At 67.7% G+C, this 17,240-nt stretch carries 17 protein-coding genes; 9 read left to right on the plus strand and 8 right to left on the minus strand.

Annotated elements, in window-relative coordinates; genetic code table 11:
* From AC1EJR_RS22790 to AC1EJR_RS22815, 6 genes are all read left to right on the plus strand, one after another.
* On the plus strand, positions 1-855 hold the full coding sequence (locus AC1EJR_RS22790) for an FAD binding domain-containing protein (protein ID WP_092297820.1): 855 nt from the start codon (positions 1-3) through the stop codon (positions 853-855).
* Positions 836-3,661 carry a molybdopterin-dependent oxidoreductase gene (locus tag AC1EJR_RS22795; protein WP_454757101.1) on the plus strand — a complete coding sequence of 942 codons (2,826 nt, stop codon included), beginning with the start codon at positions 836-838 and terminating at the stop codon, positions 3,659-3,661. The genes AC1EJR_RS22790 and AC1EJR_RS22795 overlap by 20 nt, the downstream gene beginning before the upstream one ends.
* Positions 3,662-3,682: 21 nt before the next feature.
* Positions 3,683-4,966 (plus strand): MFS transporter, encoded by a 1,284-nt coding sequence (locus AC1EJR_RS22800; protein WP_092297826.1) that lies wholly within the window; start codon positions 3,683-3,685, stop codon positions 4,964-4,966.
* Between the two features lie 86 nt (positions 4,967-5,052).
* On the plus strand, positions 5,053-5,715 hold the full coding sequence (locus AC1EJR_RS22805) for a response regulator transcription factor (RefSeq protein WP_454757466.1): 663 nt from the start codon (positions 5,053-5,055) through the stop codon (positions 5,713-5,715).
* Between the two features lie 131 nt (positions 5,716-5,846).
* Positions 5,847-6,581 carry a sensor histidine kinase gene (locus AC1EJR_RS22810; RefSeq protein WP_477147590.1) on the plus strand — a complete coding sequence of 245 codons (735 nt, stop codon included), beginning with the start codon at positions 5,847-5,849 and terminating at the stop codon, positions 6,579-6,581.
* 30 nt (positions 6,582-6,611) lie between these two features.
* Positions 6,612-7,442, plus strand: coding sequence for an alpha/beta fold hydrolase (locus AC1EJR_RS22815; protein ID WP_441590868.1), 831 nt, complete (start codon positions 6,612-6,614; stop codon positions 7,440-7,442).
* Positions 7,443-7,469: 27 nt separating this feature from the next.
* Here AC1EJR_RS22815 and AC1EJR_RS22820 read toward each other — a convergent pair whose 3' ends face one another.
* Entirely contained in the window at positions 7,470-7,745 is a 276-nt protein-coding gene (locus AC1EJR_RS22820; RefSeq protein WP_092297832.1) for an FmdB family zinc ribbon protein, read from the minus strand.
* 229 nt (positions 7,746-7,974) lie between these two features.
* On the opposite strand from AC1EJR_RS22820, the gene AC1EJR_RS22825 reads away from it, so the two are divergent.
* Positions 7,975-8,502: a DUF3016 domain-containing protein gene (locus AC1EJR_RS22825; protein WP_441590870.1), complete on the plus strand. Its 528-nt coding sequence runs from the start codon at positions 7,975-7,977 to the stop codon at positions 8,500-8,502.
* Here AC1EJR_RS22825 and AC1EJR_RS22830 read toward each other — a convergent pair.
* Together AC1EJR_RS22830 and AC1EJR_RS22835 are read right to left on the minus strand one after the other, a co-directional pair.
* Positions 8,499-9,905, minus strand: a complete 1,407-nt coding sequence (locus tag AC1EJR_RS22830; RefSeq protein ID WP_092297838.1) for a sensor histidine kinase — start codon at positions 9,903-9,905, stop codon at positions 8,499-8,501. The two genes, AC1EJR_RS22825 and AC1EJR_RS22830, sit on opposite strands and share 4 nt — an antisense overlap.
* Before the next feature lie 19 nt (positions 9,906-9,924).
* Complete coding sequence (locus AC1EJR_RS22835; RefSeq protein ID WP_092297840.1) at positions 9,925-10,629, minus strand: response regulator; 705 nt, start codon at positions 10,627-10,629, stop codon at positions 9,925-9,927.
* Between the two features lie 202 nt (positions 10,630-10,831).
* Between AC1EJR_RS22835 and AC1EJR_RS22840 the strand changes: the two genes are divergently transcribed.
* Positions 10,832-11,893 (plus strand): porin, encoded by a 1,062-nt coding sequence (locus AC1EJR_RS22840; protein WP_092297843.1) that lies wholly within the window; start codon positions 10,832-10,834, stop codon positions 11,891-11,893.
* 96 nt (positions 11,894-11,989) lie between these two features.
* Here the strand turns inward: AC1EJR_RS22840 and AC1EJR_RS22845 are convergent, their stop codons facing one another.
* Both AC1EJR_RS22845 and AC1EJR_RS22850 read right to left on the minus strand, forming a co-directional pair.
* Positions 11,990-13,324: a PQQ-dependent sugar dehydrogenase gene (locus AC1EJR_RS22845; protein WP_477113753.1), complete on the minus strand. Its 1,335-nt coding sequence runs from the start codon at positions 13,322-13,324 to the stop codon at positions 11,990-11,992.
* Between the two features lie 89 nt (positions 13,325-13,413).
* On the minus strand, positions 13,414-13,899 hold the full coding sequence (locus AC1EJR_RS22850; protein WP_092297849.1) for a GFA family protein: 486 nt from the start codon (positions 13,897-13,899) through the stop codon (positions 13,414-13,416).
* A 313-nt stretch (positions 13,900-14,212) separates the two neighbouring features.
* Between AC1EJR_RS22850 and AC1EJR_RS22855 the strand changes: the two genes are divergently transcribed.
* Positions 14,213-14,551, plus strand: a complete 339-nt coding sequence (locus AC1EJR_RS22855) for a hypothetical protein (protein ID WP_092297967.1) — start codon at positions 14,213-14,215, stop codon at positions 14,549-14,551.
* A 31-nt stretch (positions 14,552-14,582) separates the two neighbouring features.
* On the opposite strand, the gene AC1EJR_RS22860 is transcribed toward AC1EJR_RS22855, so the two are convergent.
* Genes AC1EJR_RS22860 through garL form a run of 3 tightly spaced genes read right to left on the minus strand, consistent with a single transcriptional unit; the run spans position 14,583 to position 17,233 of the window.
* The gene (locus AC1EJR_RS22860) at positions 14,583-15,518 is read right to left on the minus strand and encodes a LysR family transcriptional regulator (RefSeq protein ID WP_441590877.1); all 936 of its coding nucleotides are present in this window, start codon (positions 15,516-15,518) and stop codon (positions 14,583-14,585) included.
* The gene (locus tag AC1EJR_RS22865) at positions 15,518-16,420 is read right to left on the minus strand and encodes a 2-hydroxy-3-oxopropionate reductase (RefSeq protein WP_477147591.1); all 903 of its coding nucleotides are present in this window, start codon (positions 16,418-16,420) and stop codon (positions 15,518-15,520) included. The genes AC1EJR_RS22860 and AC1EJR_RS22865 overlap by 1 nt, the downstream gene beginning before the upstream one ends.
* Before the next feature lie 24 nt (positions 16,421-16,444).
* Positions 16,445-17,233, minus strand: coding sequence for a 2-dehydro-3-deoxyglucarate aldolase (gene garL / locus AC1EJR_RS22870; protein ID WP_092297858.1), 789 nt, complete (start codon positions 17,231-17,233; stop codon positions 16,445-16,447).
* Positions 17,234-17,240 lie beyond the last annotated feature (7 nt).

Below are 17,240 nucleotides of genomic sequence, written 5' to 3' on the forward strand. Positions count from 1 at the left end.
ATGAACTATTTCCGTGCCCACACCGTCGAGGAAGCGCTCGCAACGCTTGCGGATGATCCGCGGCGGCGTGTGGTCTGCGGCGGAACCGATGCCTTCGCCGATCTGGCGCTCGTKCCGGCCCGGTCGGAATGGGTGGACATCAGCCGCATCGACGCCTTGCGCCGCATCGAGCGGAGCGATGGCTGGGTGCGGATCGGCGCCGCCAGCGCCTGGGAATCCGTCGCACTGACCACGTGGCTGCCGGTGGCGCTCCGGGACGCGGCGGCGGCCGTTGGCTCGCTGCAGATTCGCGTCCAGGGCACCGTCGGCGGCAACCTGTGCCACGCGTCGCCGATTGCGGATGGCGTGCCGCCCTTGCTGTCGCTCGATGCGCAGGTCGAACTGGCGAGTGTCCGGGGCGTGCGGCGGCTGCCGCTGCACGAATTTCTCCTGGGCGCCCGTCAGGTCGCCCTGAAGGCCGATGAACTGCTCGTCGCCATCCTGTTTCCGCTGCCGGCCGACGCGGACCGCACGGCGTTCGTCAAATGCACAAATCGTGACGGCTCGGCCCTCGCCGTGGTATCAGCCGCCGTGCGGCTGCGCATGTCCGCAGTGAACACAGTGGAGGACGCCGCCGTTGCTGTCGGCGGCGCCTCGGCGGTCGCGCTGCGGATGCCGGCACTGGAGGCGTCATTGCTGGCGCAGCGGCCGGAAGCACTGCGCGACATCATCGACGGCGCCTCGCTTGCAGCCCTGTCTCCGATAGAAGACTGCCGCGCGACTGCCGCCCATCGCACCCATCTCGCACGGCTCGCCATCATGCGCGCCTTGACCCATTGCATCGAGGAGGCCGCTCATGGCGTATCTGCTGGATGACATTTCCCTTTCCGTTCCCAACGCAGGCGCTGCCGGCGAAGCACCGACGCCGCCCGGAGAAGAGGGCTTCGAACTGAACGGCAAGCGCCTGCCGCTGCCAGCGGACCAGTCCCAGCGCCTTCTCGACTACCTGCGCACCGGGCTGCGGCAATTCGGCACGAAGGACGGCTGTCGCCAGGGTGACTGCGGAAGCTGCACGGTCCTGGTGGATGGCGAGCCGCGCTATGCCTGCCTGACCCCCGTGGGGCAGGTGGCGGGTCGCCGCGTCGTGACCGTCGAGGGACTGGCCGAAGGCACGCAGTGTGGCGCGCGGCTCCAGCAGGCGTTTCTCGCGCATCAGGCGGTGCAATGCGGCTTCTGCACGCCGGGCATGCTGATGGCGTCGGCGACGGCGATCGACGCCGGCCGCGTGACCGATCGCGCAACTGCCCGTGCCGCCATCGAGGGCGTGCTGTGCCGGTGCACCGGCTACCAGAAGATCGTGGACGCCGTGACCGAAGTCGGTTGCGGCAGCGGGGTGCGGCATTGCACCCCCCCGCCATCCGAAGGCCCCGCCGTGGGCGTGCCCCTGACTCGGCTGGATGGGCCGGAGAAGGTCGATGGGAGCCAGCGCTTCGGCGGCGACGCTTACCCGGCCAACAGTCTGGTCGTGCGCGCGGTCCGCAGCCCCCATCACCGTGCGCGCTTCGCATTCGGCGACCTGAAGGCGTTCGTCGATGCGCATCCCGGTGTGCATCGCATCCTGACCCATGCCGATGTCCCCGGGATCAATCTGCATGGTGTGGCCACCCCGTACGCCGATCAGCCTGTCCTGCCGGAAGCGGAGACGCGGCACTATCTCGAAGCGGTAGCGCTGGTCGTCGGCGAGCGCGAGGCGATCGAGGCCCTGTCCCTGGCGCGCTTTCCCGTGGCGTGGGAGCCCCTCGCGCCGGTTCTGACCCCCGCAGAAGCCGTAAGCGAAGGCAGCCCGCAGCTCCATGCCAACCGTCCGGGTAATGTGCTGATCGAAGGGCACGTACGCCGCGGCGACACCGGGCGCGCGATTCAGGACGCCCGTCACGTGGTGAGCGCCACGTTCAACTCGAGTTTCGTCGAGCACGCCTACCTCGAGCCGGAGGCGGGCTGGGCGCGGCGCGTCGGCGACATGATCGAGATTCACTCGTCCACCCAGGCGCCGCACCCGCATCGCGGCGATCTGGCCCGTATCCTTGGCGTGCCGCCCGAGCGGGTGCGCGTGGTGGCCACGGCCGTCGGCGGAGGCTTCGGCGGCAAGCTGGACATGACGGTCCAGCCGCTGCTCGCCATCGCGGCGTGGCACCTCGACAGGCCCGTGGCCATGGTGTTCTCGCGCGAAGAATCGATGGGCACCTCGACCAAGCGCCACCCGGGCCGCATGACGTCTACCATGGCCGCCGATGCCGATGGCCGGTTGTGCGCGGTGGAGTTCGAGGGCGATTTCAATACCGGTGCCTTTGCCTCCTGGGGCACCGCTGTGGCCAATCGGGTGCCGGTGCACGCTGGCGGCCCGTACGTCCTGCCGCACTACCGTGCGCACACGCGTGCCATCCATACCCACATCACCCCCGCCGGGGCGTTCCGTGGCTTCGGCGTGCCGCAGACGATGATGTCGCAGGAGCAACTGATCGACGAACTTGCGCTCGCGGCGGGCATCGATCCGCTGGAGTTTCGGGCGAAGAACGCCCTGCGGCCCGGCGACTCGTTGCCGACCGGGCAGGTGCTCGACCACAGCGTGGGGCTGGTCGAATGCCTCGACGCGCTGCGTCCGGCATGGCAGGCGGCACGGAGCCGCATCGCCAGCCTGAACGCAGCCTCGCCCAGCCATATTCGCCATGGCGTCGGCATCGCMGCGTTCTTCTATGGCTGCGGCAACACGGCGTTGCCGAATCCTTCCACGGTACGCTTCGGTGTCCGGCCGGACGGCACGGTGGTCCTGCATCAGGGCGCGGTGGACGCGGGGCAGGGCGCGAACACGGTCATTCCCCAGATCGCCGCCGACGCGCTCGGTGTTCCGGTCGACCAACTACAGTTCATCGGGCCCGACACGCATCTCACACCGGACTGCGGCCGCACCTCGGCGTCGCGCCAGACCTTCATCACGGGCCGCGCAGCCTATCTTGCCGGTACGGCCTTGCGCCACCGGCTGCTGGCGCTGGCAGGCGCGGCGGCCGATGCGAAGATCCGGGTCAGTGCGAGCGGCATCGCCATCGACGATCATGCCCTGGATCTTCGGACGCTCCCGGTCGACGCCCACGGCTATGTCGTCGCGGCGGAAGAGCGTTTCGATCCGCCCATCACTTCTCTAGATGCCGCCGGGCAAGGCAGTCCCTACGCGACCTATGCGTTCGGCGCCCAGATGGCGGAAGTGGTGGTGGACTGCGAGAGCGGACGCGTCCGCGTGCTGAAAGTGGTGGCGGCGCATGACGTGGGCCGCATGGTCAACCCGACGCTGCTCGAAGGGCAGGTCGAGGGGGCGGTGGCGCAGGGCGTCGGCATGGCGTTGATGGAGAAATACCACCCGGGCCGTCACAACAATCTGCACGATTACCTGATTCCCACGGTGCACGACATGCCCGAGGTCCAGTCGATCTTCATCGAGGCGCCCACGGCCATCGGCCCCTACGGGGCAAAAGGCATTGGCGAGCCGGCATTGGTGCCCACGGCGGCCGCCATCCTCAATGCCATCCATGATGCGATTGGCGTGCGGATCCGCGAGGCGCCTGCTACCCCCGATGTCATCCGTCGCGCGCTTGCCGCCCGCGACGCGGCATCCGGCGTGCCCCGATAGTTCCTTCGAACGGCCTAGACAATGACAACAAAAAACATTGACCAGCCCGCGTTGCCGAGCCCATCCAGCCTGGACTGGTATGCGGAACTGAGCCCGCAAGCCAGGCGGACGTTCCTGGCATCGTTCATCGGCTGGGCCACCGATGCCTTCGATTTCATGGTGTTCAGCTTTGTCCTCGCGTCACTGATCGACGTCTGGGGACTGGACCGGGGCCAGGCAGGGCTGCTGGGCACCGTGACGCTGATCTTCTCCGCGATTGGCGGATGGATCGCGGGCATGCTGGCGGACCGCTACGGCCGGGTCAAGGTGTTGCAGGGCACAATCCTCTGGTTCTCCGTCTGCACGTTCGCGATCGGCTTCGCGCAGAATTTCGAGCAGATCTTCGTGCTCCGTGCCTTGCAGGGGCTCGGCTTCGGCGGAGAATGGGCCGTGGGCGCCGTGCTGATCGGGGAGATCATCGCCCCGAAGCACCGTGGCAAGGCGGTCGGCCTGGTGCAAAGCGGCTGGGCGGTCGGCTGGGGGCTCGCGGCGATTCTCTACAGCATTGCGTTCTCGGTGCTACCCGAGTCGCTGGCGTGGCGCAGCTTGTTCTGGGTGGGCGTCCTGCCCGCGCTGCTCGTCCTGTACGTGCGCAAGCACGTGCCGGAGCCCGAAGTGTTCGCGACGGCGGCCGAGGCAAGGCGACAAGGGGTCAAGCCCGCTTCGATGTGGGTCATTTTCTCGCCGGCGTTGCTGCGCCGGACCGTGCTGGCCGCGCTGCTGTGCACGGGCATCCAGGGCGGCTTCTATGCGATGTCGACATGGCTGCCCACCTACCTGAAGCTGGAGCGGCACCTGTCCGTGCTGAACACCGGCGGCTACCTGATGGTGATCATCGTCGGCTCCTTCTGTGGGTATGTCGTCGGCGCCTATCTGTCCGACTACTGGGGGCGCCGGCGCAACTTCATCCTGTTTGCGCTGCTGTCGATCGCCTCGGTATACCTCTACCTGACGCTGCCCCTTTCCAACGCGGAGATGCTGTGGCTCGGTTTCCCGCTGGGCTTCGCGTCCTGCGGCATTTTCAGTGGGGTCGGCGCCTACCTGACGGAGTTGTATCCCTCGGAAAGCCGCGCCAACGGGCAGAGCTTTACCTACAACTTCGGGCGCGGCATCGGCGCCCTGTTTCCGAGTCTGGTCGGCATGCTCAGCCACTCCACGAGTCTTGCCATGGCCATCGCCATTTTCTCGGGGGCCGCGTACGGCGTGGTGCTGCTCATGGTCTTGCTGTTGCCCGAGACAAAGGGGCAGGCGCTGGATACCGTGTAGACCCATACCTTGGTATGGATGCGCGCCTGCCGGCGTATGTCAGAGCATTCCAGATTCACTTCTTCTATAGCGCACCGTTTCCGACCATGACTGCCCCCCACCATGCTTCCACGGCTTATCCGCAGGTGCTCGCCCAGGGCACGGTCCATATCGTGGACGACGACGAACTGATGCGCAAAGCCCTGACCAGCCTCCTGGAGTCCATCGATCTGCAGGTCCGGGCGTTCGGGTCCGTGGAGGACTTTCAGCGCGCGCCGAAAGTGATCGGCCCCGCCTGTCTTGTGCTCGATGTCCGCCTGCGCGGGCAAAGCGGGCTCGCGTTCCAGAAGTCGGCAATGCAAAAGGGCCAGCCGCACATGCCGATCGTCTTCATGAGCGGCCACGCCGATATCGCCATGTCGGTGAAGGCCATGAAGGCTGGTGCGGTCGATTTCCTGGCCAAGCCGTTCCGGGACCAGGACATGATCGACGCCGTCATTGCCGCGCTGGAGCGCGACATGCAGCAGCTTGAAACGGAGCAGTCGTTGCGCGGGCTGCGACGGTCCTGGGATACGCTGACCGCCCGTGAGCGCGAGGTCCTCCGGCATGTCGTGGCCGGCATGATGAACAAGCAGATTGCCGCGGCCATGGGCATTGCCGAGATCACCGCGAAGATTTATCGCGGCCACGCGATGCGCAAGATGAACGCGCGCACGGTGGTAGAGGCCGTTCAGATCATGCGCGCGCTGGGCGAGGCGCGCGCTGCCTAGCCCGGCCACCGGCGAAGCGTTCGCGTAAATGAAGGTTTAGGGACCGCCATCTCACCGGATGATGGCGCCTTGCACCGCGTCATGGTGATATTCCGCAGCGCCGTTTGGTTGACGGCGAACGGAGAATGCCAATGACTATGGAACCGGGAGCCCTGACGAGTGTGCTCCTGCTCGGATGCGCCGGATTGCTGCTCTTTGCACTGGTTTGTGCGCAATGGATGTACCGGCGATGCAAGGCGCGAGAATCCGAGCTGCTGACCATGCAGGCATCGTATGCGCATGACTTGCGCACGCCGCTGACACGCATGCTGCTGCGTTGCGAGATGATCGACGACGCGCCGCTGCGTCACGCCATGGAGCGTGATCTCGACGAAATGCGGGAACTCGCCGAAGCCAGTCTGTCCTGCGCGCGCATGCAGAGCGGCCTTGTACAGCCGCTGCGGAGCGTGGACGCGGATAGCCTCCTCGACGTGCTGGTCCAGGACTATCGGGATGCGGGCTGCGCACTGGCGCTGGAAGGGCAGGTGGGACGCCCGATCGTCACCTGTCCACACGCGCTGCGCCGCGTGCTGGTCAACCTGATCGACAATGCGTTTCGCTATGGCAGCGTTGTCCGCATCGCCGTTCGCATGGAGAATAGGCGCCTGCATCTGGCTGTGATCGATTCCGGACCCGGGATCGCGCCATCGGAGCTGGATGCCGTGTTGAGGCCATGGTACCKGTCGCCGCACACCGCCAGCCGGGGTCCGGGCAGCGGCTTGGGGCTGGCMATCGCCCTGCGACTGGCCAAGGCCATGCGTGGGGAGTTGAAGCTACAGAATCGGCGCGAGGGCGGCCTGGAAGCGAGCTTGTCGCTGCCGCTCTGAGCGGCGCGGATTCACTGGGGAGGCAGGATTTTGAAGGAAGACACATCGGCGGCAGCATTCGTCGCACGATTGACGGCGCAGGGCACGACCCGCGTCACGGAAGCGGCCGGGTGCCGCATGGTGTGGCGCCGCTTTGGCAGCGGGCCGGATGCGCTGCTCGTGCACGGCGGCCACGGCAGCTGGCTGCACTGGGTGCGCAATATCGAGGCGCTGGCGGCCCGCCATACGGTCTGGGTGCCCGATCTGCCCGGCTACGGCGTCTCCGGAGACCCGGTGGGGACCGACATGCCGGCGCTGGTGGAGGCCGTGGTGGCGAACTTCGCCCAACTGCCCGATATGGGCGATGTCGATCTGGTCGGCTTCTCGTTCGGCGGGCTGACGGCCTCGCATCTGGCCTCCCGCCTGCCCAACGTGCGCGGGCTGGCGCTGCTGGGGCCGGGTGGCCACGGCGGCACACGGCGGCAGACCATCGCGCTGGTCGACTGGCGCCGCGCCGGGAGCCCCGAGACGCTGGCGGCGGCGATGCAGCAGAACGTCGCCGCGTTCATGATCGCGGACCCCGCCAAGGTGGATGCGCTGGCGCTGCTCGCCTACACCGAGTCCTGCCGCGACACGCGCTTCCGCAGCAAGCAGATTTCACGCGCCGGCGGGCTGCGCGCGGCGCTGGACCGCTTCGGTGGGCCGGTGCTGATGGCCTTCGGGGAGCACGACGTGACCGCCGATCCGCCAGAGGTGCTGGCAAGCCTGATCGACGGGCGGGAAGGCCGGCGCGGCGAGATCGTGCCCGGCGCCGGCCACTGGGTCCAATACGAGGCCGATACGGCCGTCAACGCGCTGCTGCTGGCGTGGCTGGCGCGCTGAGCGGACGATAAACGTAGACTGGCCCGGTCAGCCCGAGCTGAACTTGGACCACCCCGCGCCACCCCGGCCGCCATCGGCACGCCCGGCCAGCTTCACCGGCCCGCAGCAGGCACACCCTGCACCATGGCCCGCCAACTCCGACGGCACGGCCCCCGGTGCCCCCGCCAACGCGGGCGCGGCCACCAGCGCCCGCGCCGCAGCCTTGCCACAGTGCGGGCAGCCAACCGGCTCGTCCCGCTGCGCCATCGGCCGCATCAACGCAAAATCGCCGCAATCGTCACACCGGTAGTCATAGGTGGGCATCGCTTCTCGCTGGGTCGGGAAATAAGAGGGGTTCAGCTTACGCCAGGCCTTGTGAAACGTCGATGGCGGGGAACCCGGGCGGTTAGGGGCCAGCGTTTCCCCCGCTGACCTATCCTGAAACCATCCCGGGCTCAGCGGCTTGATGCCGGGTGGCGCATGCGTTCCTGTCCCGTTTGTCCGGGCATCGTCCGTCGGCGTTCCAGGCCGTTCTTTCTGCAGGCGTGATGCCATGTCCACGTACTTTCTTCCCGTTCTGGTTGCCTTGGCGACGCTGGGGGTGTCCGGGGCGGCCGGCGGGGCGCCGGCGCCTTCGCAGGGGCAGCCGTCTTCGGCGTTGTCGGTGACGTTCATCCATCCCGAGACCTATACCGATGCCTCATGGTCGCAGTCGTATGGCAGTGACCGGCAGGTGCTCGATGACATCCGAAAGCACTTCGCCAAACTGGCGGCGCGCAAGTTGCCGGAGGGGTATTCGCTGACGATCGAGGTGCTGGACATCGATCTGGCCGGCTATATCGACTGGCGCTACGCGCAGCAGGTGCGCGTGATCCGGGATGCCACGTGGCCGCGCATGACGCTGCAATATGAACTGCGCCACGGTGACGAGGTGGTGGCCAGCGCGCAGGAGCGCATCTCGAACATGAATTTCGGTTGGGGCGTGAACCTGTACGGGCCGTCGGACCGGCTGCGCTACGAGAAGGTCATGATCGACGACTGGTTCGGGCGCCGGATCGGCAAGCTGACGGGCAAGAGCTAGGCCGCCTCGCCCCCGGCAGGCGGGAAATGAAGCGCGATGGTCAGGCCGCCGCCGGGCGTGTCGCCGAGCACGATTGCCGCGCCGTGGAGTCGGGCGATTTCCCGCACGATGGATAGCCCGAGCCCGCTGCCGGCGCGCGCTGCGCTGGCCTCCCCCCGATAGAAGCGCTGGAACACGGGTTCCCGGTCCTGCGGCGCGATGCCGGGGCCGTTGTCCTCCACCTGTAACCGCGTGCCGCGCACACGCACCGTCACCATGGCGCCAGCGCCCGCGTAGCGCACCGCGTTGTCGATCAGGTTGCCGAGTAGTTCCTGGAGGAGTTCGGGCTGGCCGTCGATCTCATCCTGCGCGTCGCCAGCTTCGGCAACGTCTCCTTCGAAACCCAGATCCACCCCGTCCCGCCGGGCGAGTGGCGCCCAGTCCAGGGCCACCGCCTGCGCCAGCGCGCCGAGCCGCAGCCGGTGGAGCGTGGGCGCGTAGCCGCTGTCCGGCTCCAGCCGGGAGAGCGACAGCAGCTGCTCCACCTCCTTCGCCGCCTGCCGGACCGAACTGTTGAGGCGGGCCAGATGCGCCCGCGCGCCGGCCAGTTCGCGTTCGCGCAGCGCCAGTTCCGATTCGGCCTGGATGATGGCCAGCGGCGTCTTGAGCTGGTGCGCGGCATCGGCAAAGAAGCGCTTGCGCCCCTCGACCATGCGCTGGAGCCGCGCCACGTACTGGTTGACGGCGTTGACCAGCGGCTGGGTCTCCACGGGCAGCGTGGCGGCGTCCAGCGGCTGGAGGTCGTCCGGGCCACGCGCGCTTATCGCCTCGGACAGCCGGTGCAGCGGCCGCAGCCCGCGCCGCACCCCGAACCAGACGATGGCCAGCGCCAGGCTGACCAGCATCAGCTCCTGCAGCAGCGATCCCATCAGGATGTCATTGGCCAGTTGCGCGCGCGGCTCGGTGGTCTCGGCCACGAGCACCCAGACCAGTTGCGTGCGCGCGGAGCGCACGTCGTGCAGCGGCAGCGGCATGGCGGCCATCCGCACCGGCTCGCCGCGATAGTCGGCATCGTAAAACTGCGTGCGATAGAGCGCGCGCACGGGTTGGGCCGGCATCGGCAGGGCCGGATAGCCGGTGATGGTGGCGCCGGTCTCGTCGCGGATCTCGTAGTAAATGCGCGAACCGGCTTCGGCGTCGAAGACTTCGAGGGCGAGGTAGGGTACCTCCACCTCCACGCGGCCGTCGCGCAGGCTAATGCCCTCGCGCATGGCCTTGAGCGAGGCGGCCAGCGTGCGGTCGAACGCCTCGTGGGCGGCGGCCATGGCGCGGCGGTCGGTCAGCCAGGCGTCGAGCGCCAGCAGCCCGAGCAGCGGCAGCAGCAGCCACAGCGAGAGCTGCCAGCGCAGGCTCGCCGATTTCATCGCCGAGGTCCTGACCGGCTCACGGCTGGGCGGCGAGGTTGGCGTCCTCGGGGGCCGGGGCGCGCACCTCGAGCAGGTAGCCCAGCCCGCGCAGCGTGACGATGCCGACGCCGCTGCCTTCCAGCTTCTTGCGCAGCCGGTAGACGTAGATCTCGATGGCGTCCGGGTTCACCGACTCCTCGATGCCGAAGATCTTCTCCGATAGCGCGGCCTTGTTGACGGCCCGGCCATCGCGCATCAGCAGGATCTCCAGCACCGCGCGCTCGCGCCCGGTCAGCGCCAGCAGTGTGCCGTGCAGCGTGAAGGCCCGGCTGACGGCGTCGTAGTGGAGTGGCCCGCAGTGCAGCGCGGTGCGGTCGTGGCCGTGGCTGCGCCGGATCAGCGCGCGGGCGCGGGCTTCCAGTTCGGTCAGGGCGAAGGGCTTGGCGAGGTAGTCGTCGGCGCCGAGGTCCAGGCCGCGCACGCGGTCTTCGACGGAACCGTGCGCGGTCAGGATCAGCACCGGCACCGGGTTGCGCCGCTGCCGCAGGCGCCGCAGCACTTCCAGGCCGTCCAGGCGGGGCAGGCCGATATCGAGGATGGCCAGCGCGTAGTCCTGCGTGGAGAGCAGGTTGTCGGCGCTCGCGCCGTCGTGCATGCAATCGACCGTGAAGCCGCTCTGGCCCAGGGACTCCACGAGGGAGGCGGCCAGTTTCAGGTTGTCTTCGGCAAGCAGGATACGCATGGCAGGGGGACGGCAGTAGCGGCAGGGGAACGGCAACAGCGCGTGATTGATACCGGGAAGCAGCGGGGCGGGCTAGCTAGGGAAAGCCCCAATCCGCACGCCCGCAACGGTCCGTATTTGAAGGATTTTCGAAAGCGATCTGAAAGTGAGCCTCCCATACCATTCGCGCCGTTCACTCACAAAAAAGACACAGGAGACAGGCATGAAACGGATGGCATGGGTCGTTGCCGGGATGGCTTGCGTTGCTACGGGCGGTGCGGCAGCGCAGTCCAGCGTCACGCTGTACGGCATCGTGGATTCGGGCGTGGAGTACCTCAACCACGCCGGGCCGGGCGGTGGTTCGGCAGTCAAGGTGATCTCGGGCGGCAAGAATACCTCGCGCTGGGGCCTGCGCGGCACCGAGGACCTGGGCGGCGGCCTGAAGGCCGTGTTCCAACTGGAAAGCGGTATCGCCATCGACACCGGCAAGCTGGACACCGACAACACACTGTTCGACCGCCGCGCCACCGTGGGCCTGCAGAACAAATGGGGCCGCCTGCTGCTGGGCCGTGACTTCACCACGACCTACGATTTCATGCTGCCGTTCGACCCGATGGGCTACGCGCCGAACTACTCGTGGGCGACCTCGTCCACGGCGTCGGGCGGGCGCAAGGACGGCATGTTCTCGCGTGCGACCAATGTGGTTCGCTATGACGGCACGTTCGGCGGCGTGAAACTGGGCGCCACGGTTTCGCTGGGCGAGGTGCCGGGCGAGTTCAAGTCTTCGTCGAAATACGACGTCGGCGTCGGCTATTCGTCGGGCGGCTTCGCTACCGCCGTGACCTGGGATCGCCAGAACGGCGCGGGCGGCAGCACCACGCCGGCCGATACGATGGACTATATCCAGGGCGTCCACGCCGGCCTGAGCTATGACTTCGGCTCGCTGGCGCTGTACGGCGGCTACCGCAACTACAAGCGCACCTTCACGAACGGCGCGGCCTCGCAGCTGAGCGACCTGTACTGGGTGGGCGCGGCGTACGACTTCACGCCGGCCTTCACGCTCTACGGCGCGGTGTACAAGCAGAACATCAAGGGCGCGACGGACGGCGATCCGATCCTGTTCTCGCTGCGCGCTCAATACAATCTTTCCAAACGCACCATGGCCTACCTGTCCGCAGGCTATGCCAAGGCGCGCAACGGTCAGACCGTGAGTCTCTCGCGCGACTTTGTGGGCTCTGCCAACAATCAGGTCGGCGTCACGGCGGGTCTCCAGCACCGCTTCTGATTCTTCACAGTCGGATTGTTGTTTGGACCATCGTGGTGGGTGGTCTTCCGGCGGCGCGAGGGGCTCGCGCCGCCGGTTTTTGCTTTTCGGCGCTATCTATTTAGTCGCGCCGGTCACGCGCCAGATCACATTGCCGACGTCATCGGCCACCAGCAACCCGCCGCGCTTGTCCACGGCCACGCCCACCGGGCGGCCCTGGGCGTCGCCGTCGGCGGTCAGGAAGCCGGTCAGCACGTCGAAGGGCGCGCCGTTGGGCTTGCCCTGCTCGAACGGGACGAAGATCACCTTGTAGCCGGCACGCGGCTTGCGGTTCCATGAGCCATGCTGGCCGATGAACATCCCGTGCTGGAACCTTGCCGGCAGGCTGTTGCCGGCGGCGCTGGCCAGCCCTAGCGAAGCCGTATGCGTGCCCACCGCGTAGTCGGGCACGATGGCCTTCGCCACCAGATCGGGGGCCGGCGGCTTCACGCGCACATCCACATGCTGGCCGTAGTAGCTGTACGGCCAGCCGTAGAAGCCGCCATCGCGCACGGAGGTAATGTAGTCCGGCACCAGATCGCTGCCGATTTCATCGCGCTCATTCACGGCCGTCCACAACATGCCGCTGGTCGGCTCCCAGGCCATGCCGTTCGGGTTGCGCAGGCCGCTGGCGAACACGCGGTGCTGGCCGGTCTGGCGATCCACCTCCCAGATGGCGGCGCGGCCCGCTTCCTTGTCGATGCCGTTTTCGGCCACGTTGCTGTTCGAGCCGACCGTGACGTAGAGCTTGTTGCCGTCCTGGCTGGGGATGATGTTCTTGGTCCAGTGATGGTTCAGCGGCCCGCCTGGTAAATCCACGAGTTTCTGGCCCGGATCGGTGATGCTCGGCTGTCCCGGCGCGTAGGGATAGCGCACTACGGCGTCGGTATTGGCCACGTAGAAGTCGTTGCCGACCAGCACCATGCCGAACGGCGAATGCAGGTCCTTGAGGAAGACGGAGCGCTCGTCGGCCACGCCGTCGCCGTTGGTGTCGCGCAGCAGCGTGATGCGGTTGGCGCTCGGCACACCCGCGCCGGCGCGCTTCATCACCTGCTTCATGACCCAGCCCTTGATCCCTTTGCCGTCGTCCGGCTTGGGCGGCGCGTTCGACTCGGCCACGAGGACATCGCCATTGGGCAGCACGTAGACCCAGCGCGGATGGTCGAGCTTGTCGGCGAATGCGGTCACCGTCATGCCATCCGCCGCCACCGGCTTCTTGCCGTCCTCCCAGCCCTTGGCCGGCGCGATATGCACGGTCGGGATCAACGTCTTGTTCGGCTCGGGCAATTGCGGCGAGGCGCCGATGCCGGCCGACTCCGGCAGCTTGGCGGATTCGCCGCATCCCGTGGCGAGTAGCGCAGCGACGGTCAGGCAGACGGCCAACGGGAGAGGAAGAGGGCGGAAGCTCGGCATGTCAGGCTCCTTGCGCGCGGGGCGCCATGCTTGGAGCATAGGAAATCACTTGGCAGGCGTCTGTCGGCCAGTGTCCGACTTTAGGCCACTCAGGCCAGCAGGCGGTGCCGCTTGTGCCAGTCGTGCAGCGATTCTTCCGGCCAGGTCTCGCAATGGCGATGGCCCTTGCCGCGTGGCACATCCACCCATGGCGCGACGTTCTCCAGCGAAGCCTCCACCACTTCGGGTGGGCGGGGCAGGGGCGTGTCGATGGCGCTCGCGTTGGGGTAGACCATGTCGGGCCAGCGCGGGTCCCAGAGCCACAGCGGACTGCCGCACTCGGCGCAGAAATGGCGGAAGGCCTTCGAGCGCTTGGGGCGCTGGCCGGGCTCGCGCATCACGGCGTGATAGCGCGAGACATGCTTCTTGCCGCGAACGCGCAGCGAGTGGGCATCCCCGCCGAGGTTGATGCCATAGCCTCCGCCGCCGCCAGTCTTGCGGCAGATCGAGCAATGGCAATGCATATAGGGGCAGGGCGAATCGGACTCCAGACTGAACTGCACGGCGCCGCATTGGCACGAGCCTTCGAGATGCATGATCCCTCCTGGTTGGCACGGTCGATGCCTCCCAGTGTGGGCGACGGAGCCGGTCGCTTCAAGCACGCCAAATCTGCAGAATTCGCGAAAAGTGTGGCGTTGTCGGAGAGTGTCTGTCAGCGCCGATGAGTTTTTGTAAGGAGATGTTGGAATGCGGCACGCGGGGCACGAGTCGGCTTCTAAACTTCGGTGCGCGGCGCAGGAAGGCAAGACATCCTGCGTGCGGCATTGCGTGGTGCCCGCGCTGCCACAGGTTGTACGCGGGCACCGTCCGAGATAACAACATCTTGAGAGGTCTCATATGTCCAAGAACATGTCCACGAACCGAATCATCCGCACTGGCTCGCTGATCGGCGCCCTGACCGCTGGGCTGTTGTCCGCCACCGCTTTCGCCCAGACCACGGCCGCCCCGGCACCCGCCGGCGGCAACGCCGCCGTGCCGCCGGGCATGACGCAGATTCAACCGCCGAAGGACCCGCTGGTGGAGCGCCGCGAAGCCCGCAAGGTTGCGAGCGACCAGTACAAGGCCGAGAAGGCCGCCGCGAAGGGCGAATACAAGCAGGATGTTGGCGCCGCCAAGCAGGAGCGCAAGGACGCCAACAAGGCGGCCAACGAAACCGCCAAGCAGGAACTGCAGGCGCCGAAGCAGTAAGCGAATCCCACCCGGATTCCCGGGGGCGGGGCTAGACCAGCCGCGCTCCCGGCCACGCGCCAGACATCACGATATTCCGCACGGACTGCCGCACGGTCTGCATGATGTCCCACAGCTCGGGCACCACGGTGCGATTGCGCGCCGTGGCCAGCACTACCTGGCGCGTCACCACCGGCTCCACCAGCCGGGCCGAGTGCAGCCGCCCCTGCGCCACGCGGTCCGCCACGGCGGCGAACGGCAGCAGCGTGGCGCCGCAGCCATCCTCCACCAGCCGCATCGACACCGTATTCGAGGCATCGCACTCCAGCGCCATGTTCAGCGTGGTGCCGGCGCGCGCGGCCAGCGATTCGGCCAGCACGCGCAGGCCATGCCCGGTACTCGGCAGGATCAGCGGCACTTCGCCCAGCCGCCGCACCGGGAAGGTCAGGCCGAGGTGGCTCCACGAGGTGGGCGTCACCAGCGTCAGGTCTTCTTCMAGCAGGACATCCACCTTCAGCGCGCCTTGCTGCTCGGGCAGGTAGAGCAGGGCGACGTCKATCTCGCCGGCAGCCAGCCAGGCAAGGATCGGGCTGGCCAGCCCTTCGGCAAAGCGCAGCTTGGTCGCCGGAAAGCGCTGCTTGAGCGCCGTGCCGATGGCCGCGAAGGCCGTGTTGGCGATGGTCGGCTGCGCGGCGATGACCAACTGGGACGGCCCCTGTGCCGTGGACTTGCGCACGGCGGCACGGGCCTCGTTGAGCGTGACCGCCACCTGGCGCGCGTAGCCGAGCAGCGTGGAGCCGGACTCGGTCAGCACCACGCCCCGGCCGCTGCGGTGGAACAGGCGCGTGTCCAGCGCCGCCTCCAGCCGGGCGATCTGGCGGCTGACCGTGGACTGGTCCGCGCCAAGCTCCAGCGCCGCGCGGGAGATGCTCTGCGTGTTGGCCACGCAGACAAAGCACGCAAGGTCGTCGGAGTTCAGCGCCGACATCAGCCCGCCGTCTTGGGCTTGTCGCMGATGGCGAACGACGACATATGCTCGATCGCCTTGACCAGCCCCGAATGGTCCCAACCCGCGCCACCCTGCGCCACGCAGACGTTGAACAGCTGCTGGCAGGACGCCGTGTTCGGCAGTCCCACCCCCAGCGCCTTGGCCGTGGACAGCGCCAGGTTCAGGTCCTTCTGGTGCAGTTCGATGCGGAAGCCCGGGTCGAAGGTGCGCTTGATCATCCGTTCGCCATGCACTTCCAGGATGCGCGAGCTGGCAAAGCCGCCCATCAGCGCCTGACGCACGCGCGCCGGGTCCGCGCCGGCCTTGGCGGCCAGCACCAGCGCCTCGCCCACGGCCTCGATGGTCAGCGCCACGATCACCTGGTTCGCCACCTTGGCCACCTGGCCGTCACCGACATTGCCGACCAGCGTGATGTTCTTGCCCATCAGTTGGAGCAGCGGCAGCACGCGGTCGAACACATCCTGCTTGCCGCCGGCCATGATCGACAGCGTGGCCGCCTTGGCCCCCACCTCGCCACCGGACACCGGCGCATCCACATACTCGCAACCCAGCTGCTCGATGCGGGCCGCGAACTCGCGCGTCTCGATCGGGGAGATCGAACTCATGTCGACCACGGTCTTGCCCTGGCTCAGGCCCTCGGCCACGCCGTGCTCGCCGAACAGCACGCGCGCCACGTCCGGCGTATCGGGCAGCATCAGGAAGATGACGTCGGCCTGACGCGCCACCTCGGTGGCATTGGCGCAGGCCTGCATGCCGGCATCCTGGAGCGCCTGCGGCACGCCGCTGCGCGTGTGGGCGTAGACCGTGTGGCCGCCCGCCTGAAGGTGTTGCGCCATCGGCGCGCCCATCACGCCGAGTCCGATGAATCCGATCTTGCTCATATCCGTATTCCTATATAGATAGCGTCATTGCGCAAAGCGCTCGCGCAGCGCGCGGGAGGCGTCGCGCAGCAGCGTGTGGTCCAGCCCCACGGCGACGAAGTGCGCGCCCATGTCGAGGTAGCGGCGGGCGTCTGCCTCCACGGGAGTCAGCGTGCCGATGGCCTTGCCGGCGCGGTTGGCGGCGTCGTAGATCTGCGCCACGGCGGCCTGCACCTCCGGGTGGTTCGGGTCGCCGAGGTGGCCGTAGGCGGCGGCGAGGTCGTTCGGGCCGATGAAGATGCCGTCCACGCCGGGCTCGGCGCAGATCTCGTCGGCAGCCTCCACGCCCTTGCGGCTCTCGATCTGCACCAGCACGCAGATGTTCTCGTTGATGGTCTTGAAGAAGTCCGGCAGCGTGCCGTAGCGGTTCTGGCGCTGTACGCCGGACACCCCGCGCACGCCGTCCGGCGGGTAGCGCGTGGCCCGCACTGCGCGGCGGGCTTCCTCGGCCGACTCCACGAACGGGATCAGGAAGTTATAGAAGCCGATGTCCAGCAGGCGCTTGAGCAGCACGGGATCGTTCCAGGGCGGCCGGACCACGGGCGCGCTGGTGCTGTCCTTGAGCGCCATCAGCTGCGGCACGAAGGTCAGTACGTCGTTGGGCGCGTGCTCGCCATCGAGCAGCATCCAGTCGAAGCCGGCCAGGCCGATGATCTCGGTGGTAACCGGCTGGCCGAGCGAGGTCCAGCAGCCAATCAGGCGCTTGCGCGCGAGGATGTCCGCACGGAACTGGTTGGGCAGCGGGGAAAGCTGGGGCAGGTGAGGGGTCGTCATGAGAATT

The sequence above is a fragment of the Cupriavidus sp. 05T42 genome (assembly GCF_056396345.1).